Here is an 18658-nt window from a genome sequence, read left to right as displayed (position 1 = left end):
CACGAGAGGGAAAGGAGGGTGGGGGTTTCGTGACGGGCTGGTTGCCGGAGAGAGAGGCTCCCCGGCGTCCGTCATGGAGACCCTGACATGGCCACTGCCACGCAGAAAATCACCCTGTCGTCCTCGCGCGACATCCCCTTCAACAAGCTGCTGCTCAGCCAGTCCAACGTCCGGCGGGTGAAGGCCGGCATCTCGGTCGAGGAACTGGCCGAGTCCATCGCCCGCCGCGGGCTGATCCAGTCCCTGCATGTCCGGCCCGAGCTCGACGCCGAAGGGCAGGAAACCGGCCTCTTCGAAGTGCCGGCTGGCGGCCGCCGCTATCGTGCGCTGGAATTGCTGGTGAAGCAGAAGCGCCTCAACAAGACCGCGCCGGTGCCCTGCGTCGTCTCGGAGGCCGGAGACGATATCCTGATCGACGAGGTGTCGCTGGCCGAGAATATCGAGCGCGCGCCGCTGCATCCGCTCGATCAGTTTCGCGCCTTCCAGGTCCTTCGTGAGAAGGGCATGAGCGAGGAGGAAATCGCCGCCGCCTTTTTTGTCGACGCCAAGGTGGTGAAGCAGCGTCTGCGCCTGGTCTCGGTCTCGCCGGCGCTGCTCGAGATCTATGCCGAGGACGGCATGACGCTGGAACAGCTCATGGCCTTCACAATCTCCGACAACCATGCCCGCCAGGAACAGGTCTGGGAGGCGATCAAGGATGGCTGGCAGAAGGAGCCCTATACCATCCGGCGCATGCTGACCGAGACCACGGTGCGCGCTTCCGACAAGCGGGTGCTCTTCGTCGGCATCGAGGCCTATGAGGCGGCGGGCGGTTATGTGCTGCGCGATCTCTTCCAGCAGGACGATGGCGGCTGGCTTCAAGACCCGGTGCTGCTCGACCGGCTGGCCGGCGAGAAGCTGAAGGCCGAAGCGGAGACCATCGCCGCCGAAGGCTGGAAGTGGATCGAGGTCGCGGTGGATTTCCCCTATGGTCATACCAGCGGCATGCGTCGCATGGCCGGCACCACGGTCGACCTGACCGACGAGGAACGCGCCGAGCGCGAAAAGCTCCGCGACGAGTTCGACGCGTTGGAGGCGCAATATGCCGAGGCCGACGAACTGCCCGACGAGGTGGACGCGCGGCTCGGCGAGATCGAGGAGGCGCTGGAAGCCTTCGAGACCCGACCGATGCGCTACGACGCCGATCAGATGGCCCGCGCCGGTGTCTTTGTCAGCATCTGCCATGACGGCCAGCTCGCCGTCGAGCGCGGCTATGTCCGTGCCGACGACGAGGCTGTGGAAGGTCAGGAAGGGGAGGGTGCCGATGGTTGTTCTCCCGAGGGCGGCGAGTCTGCTGGTATGCAGCGCGCTGTCATCACGGTGGGCGGTAGGGCGGCAGAACCCGAGGAGGAGGATGAGCTTGAGATCATCCGGCCTCTGCCCGATCGCCTCGTCAGCGAGCTGACCGCGCATCGCACGCTGGCGCTTCGCGATGCCGTGGCGGCGAACCCACATGTCGCGATGACGGCGCTGCTGCATCGGTTGGTCACCGATTGCTTTCTGCCGCATTCCACCAGGGGCTGCCTGGAGGCTCATGTCCGGGAGGTTCATTTCCCGGCGCAAGCCGACGACCTCGGCGAAAGCGTCTCGGCGCGCGCCATCGCCGAGCGGCACGAACGCTGGGGTGATCATATCCCGGCGGACGATGCGGCGCTCTGGGACTGGCTGGCCGATCAGGACGACGACACCCGGATGGAGTTGCTCGCCCATTGCGTCAGTTTCGGCGTCAACGCCCTGCACGAGAAGCCCAACCCCTATGGCGGTATGGGCGTCAGCCAGCACGGGCTCGACGTGCGCCTGTCCCAGGCCGACCGGCTGGCGCGGGCAACGGGCCTCGACATGTTGGCCGTGGGTTGGCGGCCGACCGTCGGCAACTATCTCGGTCGCGTGACCAAGCCGCGGATCATCGAGGCGGTGCGTGAAGGCGCCGGCGACCGTGCGGCGCAACTCATCGACCATCTGAAGAAAGGGGATATGGCGAAGGAGGCCGAGCGCCTGCTGGCCGAAACCGGCTGGCTGCCGGAGCCTCTGCGCATGGTGGACCGCGATGCCGATATCGCGGTGGATGCCGATGTCGACACCGAGGCGGACGATCTGCCTGAGTTCCTTGCCGGCGACGGCGAGGATGAAGACGCCACGGAAGACGAGGAGCAGTCGGTGGTCGCTGCCGAATGATCCTCAGACGGAGCGGCGTCCGCTGCCCCGTCTCATCCGTTCCGTTTCCGCAACTCGCCCGGTCCTCGTGACCGGGCTTTTCCTTTGGAGAAATCCGATGTCCGCACCTATCGATATTGACCAGATCTTCCGCGAGGACAGCGCCAACCCGCCTTCGGAGCGCACGCTGCCCTGGGAGGAAACCTGCGACGGCATCACCGTAGTGGTGGAGCCGAAGCCGCATTGGGCGGACGACATGCGCGCCTTCCGTCTCGAAGCCCGTGCATATTGCCGCTACGCCGACTGGACCGCGAACGGCGGTCATGTCCGGTTCTACGGTCATATCGATACCAGCGGCGATGAGGTGATGATGAGAGCGCGCGCGATGATCGCCCCCGAGATTGCCGATGGACTCTGGGACTGAAGGCCCGTCCACGTCTTACGATAGTCGCCACCGTCTTCCTGTCATGGGCCTCCATGGTTCCAGTTCCAGCATCACCACGGTGCCGGTCATCATGTTCGACATCGGTGTCCGCCCCCGTCCTCGAACACGCTCCTGATGCCAGCGCGGCGGCAAGGCTGGCCGGGCGAAGCATCTGCAATGGGGAGATCGGGCGCCTGTCAGATGCGAAGAACCACCCCCGCTTCCATTCGCAAACCTTGGTCCGATCCGTCTCTTTGACATTCAACCCCTGAGGGGTCGGCTTACGCATACGTGCCGCCCTCGGGGCTTCGGAAAACGTCCGAACGCCCGAGGGTGAGTGCAGATCCGGTCAGACACGTCGGGCGCCTGTCGCGCGGGGGATGGTCCCCCGCCTCCAGTGACAGGAGCCAATCCCGATGTCCTATGCAGATGCCACCGCCTTCGCCGCCAGCCTCGCCACCTCGCTGATGGTCGTAATCGTCGTGTTCCAGGCCGGGGACGGAACCCACGGTGCCATGCCGGCCGACGAATTCGACGGCGATGAGGACATGGTGAAGCTGGAACTGGATCCATGGGAGTAAGGCGCGAAAGCGCCTCACCCCAAACGGCCCGAGCGCGGAGACCCGCGTTTCGGGCCTTCAGTGCCTCACGATGGTCCCCCATCGTCGGCAGTGGAACCGGGAACAAGCCCGGTCAGAGAGGAAGAGTGCGGGCCTTTCGGCCGTGACGGGTTGAGGGCTGGAGAGAGAGGCTCTCCGGCGCCCGTCATGGAGTGATCCCGATGACCTTTACCCGTTCCGAAACCTTCCGTTCCATCGGCCAGACTCTGGCGGACGATGTTCTGTCCGCGCTTTATCGGTCGCAAAAGCTGCCGCTGCGCATCTCTTGCCTCGGCGTCGCCAGCTATGACGCAAGTGACGCGGCGAATAGCTTTGACCGCGTGATCCCGCTTGGGGAATGCCCGTCACCGGAACAGGCCATCCAGGCCGCAGCCTTGCGCCTGTCGCGCGGTGATATTTGCACGGGGCCGAATAGCTTTCCGTATTTCCAGCCGTGCATCATGCTCATTCAGGACCGCGATCAGCGCCTGGTCCTCGCCGGCGCAATCCGCGCCGGCATTATCCTCTGGCAGCGGCCGGCCGCATCCGATGCCGAGGCACGCAGGGTTGTGACCGAGGCCAGCCGACTGCGCGGTATGGCATTCCTAGCCTCGGAGCCCGGTGATGCGCGACGGCTGCGTTACCGCGCCGCTGCGCTGGAGGCACGGTTGGTTGATCCCTTCTGGCGCGAGACCGCGGCCGATCTGCTCCGCCTGCCACAGGCCGCCTGAGCTTCACCCTTTCCATCCCATTCGGCCCGGTGTCACTCCGGGCCATGTCATCCCCGGAGACCATTATGGCCGACTATTTCACCCATTTCTCCTGCCTGCTCGATGTGGGCACCCCCGAGCAGGCCGCCCGTGCGCTCGATCTCTACAATGCGCTCTCGGATGAGAATGCCGCTGGGGATCCGCCTTCGGACGGGTTTCAGCTTTCCATTCAACCCGAGCATGGCGGAACCCAGCTCTGGATGCGCGATGATGGCACCGGCGATCCTGAGCATGTCGTCCAATTCGTCAAACGCTGCGCGAAGGAGTTCGGGCTGACCGGCCTTTGGGGGATGCAATACGCCACTACCTGCTCGAAGCCGCGTGTGGACGGGTTCGGTGGAGGCGCCCATGTGCTCGACCTCGCCACCGGAGAGACGGTGGACTGGATCAATACCGATGGCTGGCTTGCCATCGTTCTGGAGGGAGGCAATCCCTATGAGTGAGGTCATCGAGAACACTGTCTATCGCCTCGAAGAGCTTTCCGATGCAGCCAGGGACAAGGCCCGCGCCTGGTATCGTGAGGGCGGCTTCGACTATGACTGGTACGATGCGGTCTATGAGGATTTCCAGCGCATCGCGGAAATCCTAGGGCTGAACCTCAAGACCCGAACCGTCCGGTTGATGGGCGGCGGCACACGGCAAGACCCCTGCATCTGGTTCCGGGGCTTCTGGAGCCAGGGCGATGGCGCGTGCTTCGAAACTTTCTATGCCTACCGCAAGGGCGCGCCGCGCCTGATCCGGGAATATGCGCCTAAGGACACCGAACTGCACCGCATCGCCGATGCCCTGCAGGCGGTCCAGCGACGCAATTTTCACCAGCTTCGCGCCGAAGCCACCCATCGCGGCCATTATTATCACGAATACTGCATGGCGATCTCGGTGGAGCGAGACAGTCCGACCAGGCAGGACATGACCGCCGATGCCGAGGAGACGCTCGTCGAGGCGCTGCGTGATCTGGCTCGATGGCTCTACCGCCAGCTCGAGCGCGAATACGACTATCTGTCCTCGGATGAAGTCGTCGATGAGACCATCATCGCCAACGACTATACCTTCACCGAGGCCGGACGCCGCTTTGGCTGATCCTGACAAGCGCCCCACCATCCGGTCGGGGCGCTTCTTTTATGTCACCGTTTCCAGAGTCAGAGAGGGGCCGGGACGGGTTGAGCCCCGGCGGTTGAGAGAGAGCGCCGTCCGGGCTTGTCCCTCCCGCTCTCCCGAGGATCCCCGACATGAACATCTCGTCTCCCGTGACCGATCCGGTCACGCCGCTGGCGGCCGCGCCCGCGATCCTGGCTGCCGCCAATCTGCTTCTTCCCCATCTCGAACGCGGTCAGCGTGTCGATGCCGCGGTCCTGCGCGGTGCGATGGAAACCGCTTTCGGTGCGTCGGACGCCAGTGGCGCCTGGGACTGGAAGCTCGCCTATGAGGCAGGCGAGGTGGCCTCGGTGCTGTTCCTGCGCAAATACGGAAAGGCGCTTTTCCGCAAAGCCGTGTCTCCGGTTTCCCGGCTCGCGCCGCTGGCGAAGATCGCGGGGTTGCTGCCGACGCAGACCCGCCGCTCCGAAGCAAGTCAGAGCTTCCAGCAGTTCAGCACGCCTCTGCCACTCGGCCTTGCCGCGTTGGCGGCGGCCGCGATCACGCCGGACGATGTGGTACTGGAGCCCTCGGCTGGCACCGGCCTGATGGCGATCCTCGCTCAGAGCTTCGGCGGTTCGCTGATCCTCAACGAACTCGCCGAGACCCGCGCCGATCTTCTCTCTTCCCTCTTTCCGGCCTTTCCCGTCACCCGGTTCGACGCCGCCCAGATCGACGATCATCTGACCCCGAAGGCTGTGCCGTCCGTGGTGCTGATGAACCCGCCTTTCTCGGTCATGGCCAATGTCGAGGGACGGATGGCGGATGCTTCCCTTCGCCATATTGCCTCGGCGCTGGCCCGGCTTGCTCCGGGCGGCCGGCTGGTGACGATCACCGGCGCGAACTTCGGACCGAAAGCACAGGCCTGGCGCGATGCCTTCATGCGCTTGCAGGACCGTGGCCGCGTGGTCTTCACCGCGGCCATCGATGGCGCGGTCTTTTCCAGGCATGGCACCCGCATCGACACGCGGCTGACGGTGATCGACAAGCTGCCCGCCGACGATCCGTCAGTCTTCCCGGCCTCGGCAGGAACCGCACCCGACGTTGTCACGCTGCTCGGCTGGATCGAAAGCCAGCTTCCGCTGCGTTTGCCGGTGTCGCTGCCGAAAGTCGCTTCTCCCGTGCCGGCGGCTGCCCCGAAGACCGTGCGCGGTTATCTTGCTCGCGCCACAGCGTCCCGACCCGCCGCTGCACCAGCGTCCGATCCCGAGGGGGTGGAGCTCGAGTATGAGACCGTGGACTGGGCGCCGCCCGAGGGCGCGCGCTTGTCGGACGCGATCTATGAGGAATATGCGCTGCAATCGCTGCGCATCCCCGGCGCCAAGCCGCACCCGACCAGGCTGGTGCAATCCGCTGCCATGGCCTCGGTCGCGCCGCCAAAACCGTCCTACCGGCCCATGCTGCCCGCTGACATCTGCGCGCGTCTGTCGGACGCGCAGTTGGAAACGGTGATCTATGCAGGGGAAGCCCATGCCGATCACCTCGCCGGCGCATGGACCGTGGACGAACATTTCGACAGCGTGCGCGCCGCCGCCGAGGATGCCGCCGGTGCTGTCCGCTTCCGCCGGGGCTTCATGCTCGGTGATGGAACCGGCGCTGGCAAGGGCCGCCAGTCGGCCGCCATCATTCTCGACAACTGGCTTCGCAGTCGGCGCAAGGCGGTCTGGATCTCCAAATCCGACAAGCTGATCGAAGACGCGCAGCGCGACTGGTCGGCGCTCGGCATGGAACGCTTGCTGGTCACGCCTCTGTCGCGCTTCCCTCAAGGCGCAAAGATCACGCTGTCGGAAGGCATCCTGTTCACCACCTATGCCACGCTACGCTCCGATGACCGCGGAGAGAAGGTTTCGCGCGTGAAGCAGATCGTCGAATGGTTGGGCTCGGATTTCGATGGGGTCATCATCTTCGACGAGAGCCATGCGATGCAGAATGCCGGTGGCGGCAAGGGAGACCGCGGTGATATCGCCGCCTCGCAGCAGGGACGCGCAGGCCTGCGGCTCCAGCATGCACTGCCGGATGCGCGCGTGGTCTATGTCTCGGCGACAGGAGCCACGACCGTTCACAACCTCGCCTATGCGCAGCGTCTCGGTCTCTGGGGTGGCGAGGATTTCCCGTTTCAGACCCGCGCCGAGTTCGTCGAGGCGATCGAGGCTGGCGGTGTGGCGGCGATGGAGGTGCTGGCCCGGGATTTGCGTTCTCTCGGCCTCTACACCGCCCGCTCGCTCTCCTATGACGGCGTCGAATATGAACTGGTCGAGCACAAGCTCACCGACGAGCAGCGCCGCATCTACGATGCTTACGCGGCCGCATTCGCCGTGATCCATGGAAACCTGGACGCGGCGATGGAGGCGGCCAACATCACCGGCAGTGAAGGCACGCTGAACCGGCAGGCCAAATCGGCCGCGCGGTCGGCCTTCGAGAGCACCAAGCAGCGTTTCTTCGGCCATCTGCTGACCTCGATGAAGACGCCGACGCTGATCCGCTCGATCGAGGCCGATCTGGAGGCGGGCCATGCCGCCGTCATCCAGATCGTCTCCACCGGCGAGGCGCTGATGGAACGGCGGCTGGCAGAAATCCCCACCGAGGAATGGAATGACATTTCCGTCGATGTCACGCCGCGGGAATATGTCGGCTCGTATTTGCAGCATTCCTTCCCGGTCCAGCTCTACGAGCCCTTCACCGACAGCGAAGGCAATCTCTCCTCGCGGCCGGTGTTCCGGGATGGTCAGCCGGTCGAGAGCCGAGAAGCCGTCGTCCGGCGCGATGAGATGCTGGAGCAGCTCGGGTCGCTTCCGCCCGTGCCGGGAGCACTCGATCAGATCGTCCAGCGCTTCGGCACCGACCTGGTGGCCGAGGTTACGGGGCGGTCCCGGCGCATCGTGCGCAAGGGCGATGGCGCATCGGCGCGTCTGGCGGTCGAGAACCGTGCACCGTCCGCAAACCTGGCAGAGACCTCGGCCTTCATGGATGACCAGAAGCGCATTCTTGTCTTTTCTGATGCCGGGGGCACCGGGCGCAGCTATCACGCGGACCTCTCGGCGCGGAACCAGCGGCTGCGGGTGCACTACCTGCTGGAGCCGGGCTGGAAGGCGGATGCCGCCATTCAGGGGCTCGGGCGCACCAACCGCACCAATCAGGCGCAGCCGCCGCTGTTCCGACCCATCGCCACGGATGTGAAGGCTGAGAAGCGTTTCCTTAGCACGATTGCCCGTCGCCTCGACACGCTGGGCGCGATCACCCGCGGGCAGCGCCAGACCGGTGGTCAAGGCCTGTTTCGGCCCGAGGACAATCTGGAATCCGCCTATGCCCGCGATGCGCTGCGCCAGCTCTACTTGTTGATCGTGCGCGGCAAGGTCGAGGGCTGCTCGCTTGAACGGTTTGAGTCCGCCACCGGGCTGAAGCTGATGGATGCGAACGGCATCAAGGACGAACTGCCGCCGATCACCACCTTCCTCAACCGCCTGCTGGCGCTGACCATTGAGTTGCAGGGCATCCTGTTCTCGGCCTTCGAACAGCTTCTGCAGGCGCGGATCGACGGGGCTATCGCATCCGGCACCTATGACATGGGGCTGGAAACGCTGAAAGCCGAAAGCTTCATCGTCACAGACCGGCAGGTGATTCACACGCATCCGGGCACAGGGGCAGAAACCCGGCTCCTGACGCTCACCGAGCGCAAGCGCAATCAGCCGGTCACGCTGGATGCAGCGCTGGCGGAGCTGGATGATCCGCGGGCGAAGCTGCTCGTGAACGAGCGGTCCGGTCGTGCCGCCGTGCAGATCCCCACCACCAGCGTGATGCTGGACGATGGCGAGATCGAGCGCCGCGTCCGGCTGATCCGGCCGATGGAAGCAATGAACCTGCCCATGCGGGCGATGGGCGAGACCCACTGGGTAGAGGCCGAGCGCGCTGCCTTCGCCTCGGCATGGCAGGCCGAGTTGGACGAAGTGCCGGAGTTCACCGACAGCATCCTGCATATGGTGACCGGGCTCCTGCTGCCGATCTGGAAACGCTTGCCGCAAGACTCCTCCCGCGTCTATCGACTCCAGACCGACGAGGGCGAGCGCATTATCGGTCGCCGGGTCTCGCCTGCTTGGGCGGCCAATGCCGCCACCAGCGGGGTTGCGACCAGCATCACCCCGGACGAGGCCTATGCCGCACTGATCGAAGGCCGAACGATCCTTGATCTCACCGAGGGGCTGCAACTGCGCCGCGTCCGCGTCATGGGCGCGAACCGTATCGAACTCACCGGCTTCACTGATACCATGCGCGATCGGTTGCGAACCTATGGTCTCTTCAGCGAGATCATCTCATGGAAACTCCGCTTCTTCGTGCCGGTGGACGCATCGGGGTCGGCGATCATCGGCAAACTGCTCGACCGTTTCCCGATCGAGCGCATTTCCGAGCGGGAGGCCGCGTGATGGCAGGTCTCAACGCTTCCGAACTGGCGCAGCGTCTCGGCCGAGAGGCCGAGGCGGTGTGCCGCTACTATCTCTCGAACGGGCGCAAGCAGGGCAATTACTGGCAGGTCGGGGATGTACGGAACACTCCCGGCCGCTCCATGTTCGTTCGCCTGACCGGGAGGGAATCCGGGAAAGGGGCTGCCGGCAAATGGACCGATGCGCAGAGCGGGGAACATGGCGATCTGCTCGACGTGATCGGCGAAAGCCTCGGCCTCATCGATTTCGCGGATGTCGCCGAAGAAGCCCGCCGCTTCCTAAGCCTGCCGCATCCCGAACTGGAGCCAAAGTCCCGCAGGGCCCAAACACTGCCAGTACCATCGGGATCGTACGAAGCGGCCCGCCGGCTCTGGCGCATGACCCGGCCATTGATCGGCAGCCTCGCGGAGACGTATTTACGCGGACGCGGCATTACGGATTTACGCGGAACCGCGAACCTGCGGTTCCATCCGACCTGCTACTGGCGACCCGAGGGCGATGGGCCGACAGAGGCATGGCCCGCCATGATTGCCGCGGTGACCGACCTCGATGGCAAGATCACCGGCGCGCATCGCACCTGGCTCCAACGTGACGGCTCTGGCAAGGCGCCTCTTGATCCGCCGAGAAAGGCAATGGGAGACCTGCTCGGAAACGCCATCCGGTTTGGCGAGGCGGAGGATGTCATGGCGGCAGGCGAGGGGATCGAAACCATCCTTTCGCTGCGCCAGGCATTGCCGATCATGCCGATGGTCTCTGCACTCTCGGCCGGACATCTCGCTGCTGTCCTGTTCCCGCCGCATCTGCGCAGGCTCTATATCGTCCGCGACAACGATCCGGCAGGCGACGCCGCACGGGACAGTCTGGTGGACCGGGCCATCGAGGCCGGGATCGAGGCCATCACGCTTTCGCCCATGCTGGGAGATTTCAACGACGATCTCGTCAGCTTCGGACTGGAGGCGCTTCGGGCGCAGATCCGGGTGCAGATTGCCCCTGAGGACGTCAGCCGTTTCATGTCGCTTGCGTCATAGCCAGAGAGGGCCGTGAGCGGGGATGACTGATCCCGCCATGGGCAAAGGATAGTAGCACCTCGGCAAGAGACCCGCGCCTTGGCCTTCTTGAGAGGGCGAGCGGCCCACAAACGCTCCGGCCCGGCAATGGCGGCGCCCGACTGATTTCCGTCGGCGGCCCGCCACCCCACGCGACAGGTCGCGTGGGGACCCCGTCTCCCCCGCCTTTACAGCGCGAAACAAATCAGCCGGGCTTTGCCATCAAGGCCCTCGCAAAGGGCTCGGACTGCCAGACCGGAGCGCCCGTGGGCTTGTCGTCGCCATGAAGGCCGCGACGGTCGCGGTCCAGCCGAAGGATACATCCCATGTATGCCCATGACGAATTCGAACCCGATCACAGCACGTCTTCCACCGGCCACGTCATCGAAGAGCTCGAACTCTATGGCTACCGTCCAGCCGAGGGCGAGGCTGATCCCCGGATCACCCCCGAGGACACCGCCATCCAGGGCGCGGTTGCCGACATCTTCGACGCCCTGATCTCCACCATGGCCGATACCAGCCTTGATTTCGACCTCGACGAGATCATGTGGTCCACCGTCAATACCTTCCACCGCGCGGTCGAGCGGATCGAACGTAAACTCGACGATAACGAGCAGGCCCAGAAGCGCCTTCAGCGCGAACAGGACGGTAGCGAAGTCAAATCCGTCCAGTTGGAGAGCCTGATCGGCATCGGACAAAACCTGATCGAGCGCCGCGACAGCATGGAAACTTTCCGCGATACTGCCGCCGACCTCTTCCTGCGTACCACCGGCACGCCCTGGTCGCCGCGCTCCGGATCACGGGTTAACCATCGCCAGATGACCTCGGCCATGATCGACAGCCGTGACTTCATCGCCGCAAAGCGCAGGGCCGACAATGAGGTGCTAGTGCCCTCCGGGCCGAAGATCGCCTTCTCGGGCGGCGACACCACCGATCACCGCACGATCTGGGCCAGGCTCGATCAGGTCCATGCCAAACACCCCGACATGGTGCTCCTGCACGGAGGTTCGCCGAGAGGGGCGGAACGCATCGCGGCCACTTGGGCCGACAACCGCAAGGTGTCGCAGGTCGCCTTCAAACCGGACTGGACGAGACACGCCAAGGCTGCGCCCTTCAAGCGCAACGACCGGATGCTCGATACCATGCCGATCGGGGTCATCATCTTCCCCGGCACCGGCATTCAGGAGAACCTTGCCGACAAGGCTCGCAAGATGGGCATCCCGGTCTACCGCCTGGCGGAGGGCAGCGCGTGAGCGCTGCCTTCGTTTCACAAGGTCCGCTTGGAGCCTACTTCGAACGATGCTGCGCATCGCACGGACGTTCGCACTTAAAGGGTAGCCCAAAAGGTGACAAAATCAGACGCGGTTTTGCCAAGAGATTGTTGAGCAAGTTTTTCAAAGTTTCTGTCGGGGCATGATAAAAAACGACTGATAGAGCAACAGAGGAGACTGGCTTGGTGTATGAGGTATTCAACGTGGGGGAGACGATCCTGCTGGACGGCGAGCCGCTGTCGCTGATCACACCATATGGTGTCGAGAATTGGATCGCGAAAGGCGTGAAGCACAGTTATCGCTACGATCAGGTACGTGATCCGCTCGACGGCAAGATGAAATATCGCTGTCTCTACGAGAAAGACGGGGCAGAAGTGCCCTTCGTGCTGGTCAACGATCCCGACGAGGGCGACGGGCGCGTGGTCCTGTTCGATGACAAGCCGGATACGTGACTCTCAGAATCTGAGGGTGCGTTGCGGATTGATCCGCCTGTCGCGCGATGCGCTGAAAGTTATCCCCAGAATCTGGGGATGAAATTGTGTAAAATACCCACCTCGGCGATGTGTTGTTGGCCAATCGCTGTCATGCTCAGAATTCCATCGTTTTTCGACAGTCGATCAGCATCTAATCGATAGTACCAATGGGTGCTTGAGCCGGACTACAAGAAAAAGGCGGCACCCGGGAGGAGGTGGATGCCGCCGCTTGTTCCGGATTGATTCAGGGAGGAGGAAAGAACCAACCCAACTCTAACTTAGGTGAAATGCTGCATCTGCACAATGCCTTTCCGGAGATTGTTCCTGCATTGCAGCATTGTGCCGAGAGGAAGCACCGGAGACCAAGTTATCAACCTGCCGCTGGGCATACCCCGTTTTCCACCGCAAGGCAGTGATGGTTGTGGTTTTGCCCCCGTTTCGCCGGACCCTCACGCACGGGCGCTCGAAGCGTCGATCTCGGCTGCAAGCTGCCGGCATTTTGCGCTCGCCCATTCATGCGCATCGGCGCCGAACAGGAGCCGTCGGGCGGGGCCGGAAGAGGACGCTTCGGCGACGATCAGGGCGGCAAGCGCCTCCGGATCGTTCTGTTGCGCGCCATTCGCTGCCGCAATGAATGTGCGAAAGCCGTCTACCGCCTCGGCATAATCCGCGATCTCGATATGACCCTGTCGTGCAGTGGAGGGGTCAAGGAAGTTCGTGCGCATCATGCCAGGTTCCACAATGAGAGAGCGGATGCCAAGCGGTGCGATCTCTTCGGCAAGGCCCTCCATCCAGCCTTCGAGAGCGAACTTCGACGCCGAGTAGATTGATCCCCCCGGGTTCGAGACGAGGCCGTTTACCGACGATATGGTAATCACAAGGCCCGAGCGCTGTCGGCGCATCGTAGGCAGCACCACGCGCGCCATGGTCATCGCCCCGAAGAGGTTGATCTCGAACTGTCGGCGCACGTCTTCCTCCGGGATCGTTTCGAACCACCCAAGCTGGGCGCGGCCGGCGTTGTTGACCAGGACATCGATCCGGCCAAACGCCTCCATGGCCGCGTCATGCGCAGCCGAAGCCGCCTGGGCATCGGTCACGTCGAGGGGCAGCATGAGCAGGCTTCCGTCCGGAGCGGAGAGGCGTTCGGCAAGCCCGTCAACGGTTCGGCTGGTCGCCACGACCTTGTCGCCGGCGCACAGTGCGTCTCGGGCGAGCAGATACCCCAGGCCGCCGCCCGCGCCGGTGATGAACCATACCTTCTCCGTCATTATCAGCTCCTCTTGTTTTGCTGACTGGATATTAGGGCATCTATGCAATGAGAAATTAGTGCCTCGAAATTTGTAGGGTAAAGTAGTATGGCTACTGAATGGACCCGCGAAAGTTCTCTGACCTCGTCATCTTCCACCGGGTTTCGGCCGAGCGCAGCTTCACCGCCGCGGCGCGCAGCCTGGGCGTGACCCAATCCGCCGTCAGCCAGACGGTCAAGCGGCTCGAGGCCGATCTGGGACTTAGGTTGCTGTCACGCTCGACACGCAGCCTTGCCCCGACCGCGGCGGGCGAGCGGCTTCTGGCCACACTCGCGCCGGTCATCGCGGAGATCGATGCAGAAATCGAAGATCTGGAACAACTGCGTGAGGAGCCGGGCGGACGCCTGCGGGTGACCTGCGGCAAACACGCCGCAGATACGCTCGTGTGGCCGGCCTTCTCGCGGCTGATCGCTGCCCATCCCGAAATTGAGGGCGAACTGAGCGTGGAGAACCGCTATGTCGACGTCGTTGCCGAACGGTTCGATGTCGGGATACGGCTGCGCGATGATCTGGAGATGGACATGGTCTCCGTGCCAGTGGGACCACCCTTGAGCGTCGCCGTGGTGGGGGCACCGTGGTACCTCGACAGCTGCGACCCACCGGTCACGCCGCGTGACTTGTCTACCCATCGCTGCATCGGCTTCAGGAACGCGGGTGGCAACCTGTCGCCTTGGTCGTTCGAGAAAGACGGACATGCGGAGACGGTAAAGGTGTCGCCGTCCCTCATCGTCAATGACGGCGACGCGCTCATAGGAGCAGCTTGCGCGGGAATGGGCTTGGCCTACATGCTCGAAGTCCTCGCCGCGCCCGCCCTGAACGACGGGAAGGTCGTCCAGGTCCTCAATGATTGGTGTCCGCCGTTTCCGGGCTATCACGCCTTCTATTCGAGCCGGCGTCATCCGACCCGTGCTTTCACCCTCTTTCTGGAGACTTTGCGGCAGGAGACCAGCCCTAGGACCAGCAAGTAGCGCAACTGCCTCCTTCCCGCCGTTTGTCGCAGAGTGAATGAGTGGCCCGTGTCGGATAGAAAATCCTCACCAGAACTGTATGGTTATGAGCGTCGTTTGCCCCGGTGGCAGAAACGCCTGAGTTTTGGGACATTGAACGTTGCGGAAAATGTCCGGAAGGAGCCCTTCCAAGACATTCCCGCAGTGGGCCACGGTCGGCTCAGGGTTGACTCAGAATGTCCCTCAGCCAGTCGATAACGGCGGCGCGGGAGCCTCGATTGCCTACTCTTGGAGAAGGGATAATCCTGTAACTTCCTTCTCCGAAGGCCCCCGTACCGAACGGCGCGACGAGCCTCCCGGAAGCAAGGTGTTCGTTAACCAGAGGTGTTCGTCCGATGGCGATGCCCATGCCCTGAGCGGCAGCGCCGAGTGTCATTTCCGAGCTATCGAACCTCATCGACGGTTCGGTCGAGGCATGGTTCTGCCCCGCCTCGCGCTCCCATTTCTCCCAGTCTTCCGGATGCGCCGCGTTCAGTAATCGCCTTTTCCTCAAGGCGTCATACGGTTTCTGGCCCACGATAGACGGCGCGCAAACGGGAAAGGCATACTCAGGGAAGATGAGGGGATCATCCGACGCTGCTGGAGTGCTGGCTTCGTAGCGAAGTGCAAGGTCGATCCCGTTCGCGTCGAGGTCAAGCTGGCGAGGCGTTGTAACAAGATGCAAGATCAGCTTCGGATGTGCCGCCTCTAGCTGCGGCAAATTGGGGATCAGCGCCAGCGAGGCGACAACCGGAGCCGTGGTTAGCGTGACATCGGTCTCGTTGCGGAGCCCGAATAGCTGATCCGTTGCGTCGGCAATCTGCCTCAGGGGAGCCTCAAGAGCCGCCGCATACTGCCGGCCGATCGCCGTCAGGCGAACCCCTCGGCCGGATCGCTCAAGGACGGGCGCGCCCAGGTGATCCTCAAGTTTGCGCAACTGATGGCTCACCGCAGAATCCGTGACATTCAGCTCCCGCCCGGCGGAGCGAATGCCCCCTGTTCGGGCCACCGCTAGGAAGGCCTGGAGGGCGGGGAACGGCGGAAGAGAACGCGTCATAGGACTGACCTTAGTTGAACATATCCTTGCAATCACCCGCAAAATCATCACGCGACATATAGGCGGACCTCGCCCATCTAACCCTCTGCAAAAAGGTGGTGATATTTATGAGGAAAGTAGCGTCTTCAGGTGGGGGTGGAGCCCGCCGGATAGTTCAAGTTTTGGTTCCGTTCACGGCTGCCTACTTGCTGTCCGAGCTGGTGCGCAATGTGAACGGCGTCCTAGCCCCGTATCTGCGGCACGACTTTTCTCTGTCCGCCCTTCAACTCGGTACGCTGACAGCGGCATTCCTCGCCGCACTGGCTGGATCGCAGGTTGTCGTCGGCGTTGCGCTCGATCGCTATGGCCCCAAGCGGGTGGTGGCATGGACCATGGGCCTCGCCGCCCTCGCGGCTGCGGGCTTCGCGATGGCCGATGGCTTTGCCCAACTTCTCGCCACGCGTTTTTTCATCGGGCTCGGCCTTTGTGCATGCTGGACTGGCGCCTACAAGGCGAACGCGCTCTGGTGGCGTGGAGACCGTCTTCCGCTTGTCAATGCCGTGACGATCAGCTTCGCGAGCCTTGGATCGTTGGCAGCCACTTGGCCAACGGAAGCCATGCTGCAACTCGTCTCCTGGAGATGGATATTTATCGGCGTGGCAGCCCTCATCGCCGCTCTCGTCGTGGTCTTCGCACTCCTTGTGCCGAGACACCCGCAGGAGGCGCAGGAGGGACAGACATCTGTTCGGGATCAGATCACGGGCCTCATGGACGTCGCGCGAGGTCGCATATTCTGGAGGGTCGCGCCCCTGTCGTTTCTCACCCAGGGCGCCTGGATCGCCTATCAAGGAATTTGGGCCGGCGAATGGCTGCGTGAGGTTGGCGGAAAGTCCGACGCGACCGCCGCTGCCATCCTGACCGGGCTGGCTATTGGGGTAGTGGTCGGTCAGCTCGGGCTCGGGCTTCTTGCCGACCGGATTGCCCGAAGCGAAAAGGCTTTCTTCGCGATGACGGCGACTCTCTCAGGTCTGTTCGTGGTGACGCAGGCAGCATTGCTCTTCCGCCCTGAAGGCTTTCACGGCTTTGTTTGGGCTGCTTACGGCGTTCTTACAGCAGGGCCGATCTTCGGCTATGCGCTTCTCACTCGCCTCGTGCCGTCCTCGGCGTCGGGAAGCGCCATCAGTTTGCTGAACTTCTTCGCGGTTCTGTGCGGTGCGCTGTTCCAAGGCGTGGTGGGGCTTCTCGTGACCGCGTGGCCTGCCGATGGCGCGCAGTGGTCAGGTCATCAGATCGCAATGGCTGCACTCGTGATGCTCCAAGTTGGCGCTTTAATATGGATGGTGCTGGGCGGTCGCCGTGGAACTACGGGATACGGCCCCGAGACCGAAGCGACCACTGGTACCTAAGACATCCCGGGGCACGCGAGCGGCAGGTTTGTCCCGCACTGCGGACCTCCCGTTTACTTTGCCTCTCGCCCGAAGGCGAGAAATTCGCTATCGTTTGGTCTGCGCCATGGTGGTGGGAGGCGCGACCGTTCCAAGTCAAACGGGAGACTCCACCATGATCGTTCTCGGATTCTTTACATCTTTCGCGGCCATTGCGGGCCTGTGCTGGTTGGTGTTCAACCTCGCGGTCTTCGCCCTTTCGTTCCTCGTCGGACTTCATCCTGGCATTTGGGCCAATGGAGCCGGCGTAGGCTGGTTCGGTGCAATCCTCAACGGCGGCTTCGCCGCAGGGTTGACGCTTGCCATCGGTCAGGCGCTGATCATGATCGAGCGCCCGCTCTGGGCGCGGTTTGTCATCGCACTGATCTTTGTGGTACCCACAGTCTTGGCTGGGTTCTACGCGACCCTCGGGACCACCAGGACCATGATGCCCTCGGAGACATGGCAGATGATCTTCGCCGTCATCGGCGCTGGCGCCGTTGGCGTTTCCGCCTTCCTCCGCATTGCCGGCATGGCCGCCGACTCTTCGGACGGATCGGCCGTCGGCGCCTGACACTGCGGGCGATGCGATGAGGCGGGGCCTGATCAGTGCTGGACTGTCATCCTAATCGTCAGATTGCCGGTATGGGCGGTGTGCGGATCGGCATGGGCCCAGGTCGCTGCCCGTGGCCGTGCGGAGGGAATGGCGGACCATTCGAGCGGCAGACTGCACCTGCGATTGCGGGGGGCACGTCGGACGGGGCGCCTGGAGAACGACGCGCATGGCCTGTCGCGGGTGAGCAAACCCGCCGATGGAAAGGCCGGTCAGGTTGAGGGGCATCCACGGTTGCCAGCGTCTCCGTTCTGACCCGTCCCATGTCCGCTCCATACGGCCCTTTCAATGGCGTGATCTGGCCGAAGATCAGCTACGCCTCGACCGGCTTGGCGCAACAGCGCCGCCATAACTTTCTTCCCCTGCCGGCAAAGCCGCCATTCCGCGCGGAACAAGAAAATTCTGCCTTTGCTGTCCAGCCCCCGGCAGGCCGGGGGTGCGCCGCCGGTCGTCTCCGACCTGTCGATCGCCATCGGGCCGCAATGGTGCGGACCCGGAAATGGAAAACGGAGACTTAAAATGGCAACCATCGGCACCTTCAAGAAGACCGGCAACGAATTCACCGGCGAAATCGTCACCCTCAGCGTCCAGGTCCAGGGCGTGCGCATCGTTCCCGACACCCGCGCCACCGGCGAGAACGCCCCCAGCCACCGGGTCCTGGTGGGCCGCGCCGAGATCGGCGCCGCCTGGTCCAAGCGCTCGGGCGAGGGCCGCGACTATCTGGGCCTCAAGCTCGACGATCCGAGCTTCACCGCCCCGATCTACGCCAACCTCTTCGACGACGAGGACGGCGAGAGCTACGCGCTGATCTGGTCCCGCCCCAACGGTCGCCGCAGCGAGTAGCGGCGCCGTGAGGCCCCGGCCGACAGGCCGGGGCCTGCCCGCCAAGCCGGGCAACCGAATCAGTTTTCCCGTTCGGCAGTGCCAAGACGAAAACGCGATAGAA

General features: G+C 63.6%; 16 protein-coding genes. 14 read left to right on the top strand and 2 right to left on the bottom strand.

All coding sequences use genetic code 11. The features are described from left to right. Positions 1 to 87 precede the first annotated feature (87 nt). The 10 genes from Ga0080574_RS10055 (at position 88) to Ga0080574_RS10015 (ending at position 12325) form a co-directional block, all read left to right on the top strand. Entirely contained in the window at positions 88 to 2214 is a 2127-nt protein-coding gene (locus Ga0080574_RS10055; protein ID WP_076698177.1) for a ParB/RepB/Spo0J family partition protein, read from the top strand. Positions 2215 to 2311: 97 nt separating this feature from the next. Continuing rightward, complete coding sequence (locus Ga0080574_RS10050) at positions 2312 to 2617, top strand: hypothetical protein (protein WP_076698174.1); 306 nt, start codon at positions 2312 to 2314, stop codon at positions 2615 to 2617. A gap of 416 nt (positions 2618 to 3033) precedes the next feature. Beyond that, positions 3034 to 3198, top strand: a complete 165-nt coding sequence (locus Ga0080574_RS25865) for a hypothetical protein (protein ID WP_020042524.1) — start codon at positions 3034 to 3036, stop codon at positions 3196 to 3198. 200 nt (positions 3199 to 3398) lie between these two features. Beyond that, complete coding sequence (locus Ga0080574_RS10045; RefSeq protein ID WP_076698172.1) at positions 3399 to 3947, top strand: hypothetical protein; 549 nt, start codon at positions 3399 to 3401, stop codon at positions 3945 to 3947. A 65-nt stretch (positions 3948 to 4012) separates the two neighbouring features. Then, positions 4013 to 4429 carry a hypothetical protein gene (locus tag Ga0080574_RS10040; RefSeq protein WP_076698170.1) on the top strand — a complete coding sequence of 139 codons (417 nt, stop codon included), beginning with the start codon at positions 4013 to 4015 and terminating at the stop codon, positions 4427 to 4429. Beyond that, positions 4422 to 5066, top strand: a complete 645-nt coding sequence (locus tag Ga0080574_RS10035) for a DUF8835 domain-containing pootine (protein WP_076698167.1) — start codon at positions 4422 to 4424, stop codon at positions 5064 to 5066. Before Ga0080574_RS10040 ends, Ga0080574_RS10035 begins: the two co-directional genes overlap by 8 nt. A gap of 149 nt (positions 5067 to 5215) precedes the next feature. Further along, positions 5216 to 9538, top strand: a complete 4323-nt coding sequence (locus tag Ga0080574_RS10030; protein ID WP_076698164.1) for a strawberry notch family protein — start codon at positions 5216 to 5218, stop codon at positions 9536 to 9538. After that, positions 9538 to 10584 (top strand): DUF7146 domain-containing protein, encoded by a 1047-nt coding sequence (locus Ga0080574_RS10025; RefSeq protein ID WP_076698161.1) that lies wholly within the window; start codon positions 9538 to 9540, stop codon positions 10582 to 10584. The genes Ga0080574_RS10030 and Ga0080574_RS10025 overlap by 1 nt, the downstream gene beginning before the upstream one ends. Positions 10585 to 10928: 344 nt before the next feature. Then, positions 10929 to 11855 carry a DUF2493 domain-containing protein gene (locus Ga0080574_RS10020; protein ID WP_076698158.1) on the top strand — a complete coding sequence of 309 codons (927 nt, stop codon included), beginning with the start codon at positions 10929 to 10931 and terminating at the stop codon, positions 11853 to 11855. Positions 11856 to 12058: 203 nt separating this feature from the next. Then, positions 12059 to 12325, top strand: a complete 267-nt coding sequence (locus Ga0080574_RS10015; RefSeq protein ID WP_076698155.1) for a hypothetical protein — start codon at positions 12059 to 12061, stop codon at positions 12323 to 12325. A gap of 470 nt (positions 12326 to 12795) precedes the next feature. Here Ga0080574_RS10015 and Ga0080574_RS10010 read toward each other — a convergent pair whose 3' ends face one another. After that, entirely contained in the window at positions 12796 to 13614 is an 819-nt protein-coding gene (locus Ga0080574_RS10010) for an SDR family NAD(P)-dependent oxidoreductase (protein ID WP_076698152.1), read from the bottom strand. Positions 13615 to 13712: 98 nt separating this feature from the next. On the opposite strand from Ga0080574_RS10010, the gene Ga0080574_RS10005 reads away from it, so the two are divergent. Next, on the top strand, positions 13713 to 14621 hold the full coding sequence (locus tag Ga0080574_RS10005) for a LysR family transcriptional regulator (protein WP_076698149.1): 909 nt from the start codon (positions 13713 to 13715) through the stop codon (positions 14619 to 14621). Between the two features lie 199 nt (positions 14622 to 14820). Here the strand turns inward: Ga0080574_RS10005 and Ga0080574_RS10000 are convergent, their stop codons facing one another. Continuing rightward, positions 14821 to 15696, bottom strand: coding sequence for a LysR family transcriptional regulator (locus tag Ga0080574_RS10000; protein ID WP_076698146.1), 876 nt, complete (start codon positions 15694 to 15696; stop codon positions 14821 to 14823). 185 nt (positions 15697 to 15881) lie between these two features. Between Ga0080574_RS10000 and Ga0080574_RS09995 the strand changes: the two genes are divergently transcribed. The 3 genes from Ga0080574_RS09995 (at position 15882) to Ga0080574_RS09985 (ending at position 18555) form a co-directional block, all read left to right on the top strand. Beyond that, positions 15882 to 17081, top strand: coding sequence for an MFS transporter (locus tag Ga0080574_RS09995; RefSeq protein WP_198039798.1), 1200 nt, complete (start codon positions 15882 to 15884; stop codon positions 17079 to 17081). Positions 17082 to 17235: 154 nt separating this feature from the next. Beyond that, entirely contained in the window at positions 17236 to 17673 is a 438-nt protein-coding gene (locus Ga0080574_RS09990; protein WP_076698140.1) for a hypothetical protein, read from the top strand. Between the two features lie 558 nt (positions 17674 to 18231). After that, positions 18232 to 18555, top strand: coding sequence for a DUF736 domain-containing protein (locus Ga0080574_RS09985; RefSeq protein ID WP_076698137.1), 324 nt, complete (start codon positions 18232 to 18234; stop codon positions 18553 to 18555). The last annotated feature ends 103 nt before the right edge of the window (positions 18556 to 18658 follow it).

The sequence above is a fragment of the Salipiger abyssi genome, from assembly GCF_001975705.1.
In the GTDB taxonomy this organism is placed as follows: domain Bacteria; phylum Pseudomonadota; class Alphaproteobacteria; order Rhodobacterales; family Rhodobacteraceae; genus Salipiger; species Salipiger abyssi.
The sequence above is the reverse complement of the archived record's forward strand: the minus strand, read 5'-3'. Positions and strand labels throughout refer to the sequence as shown.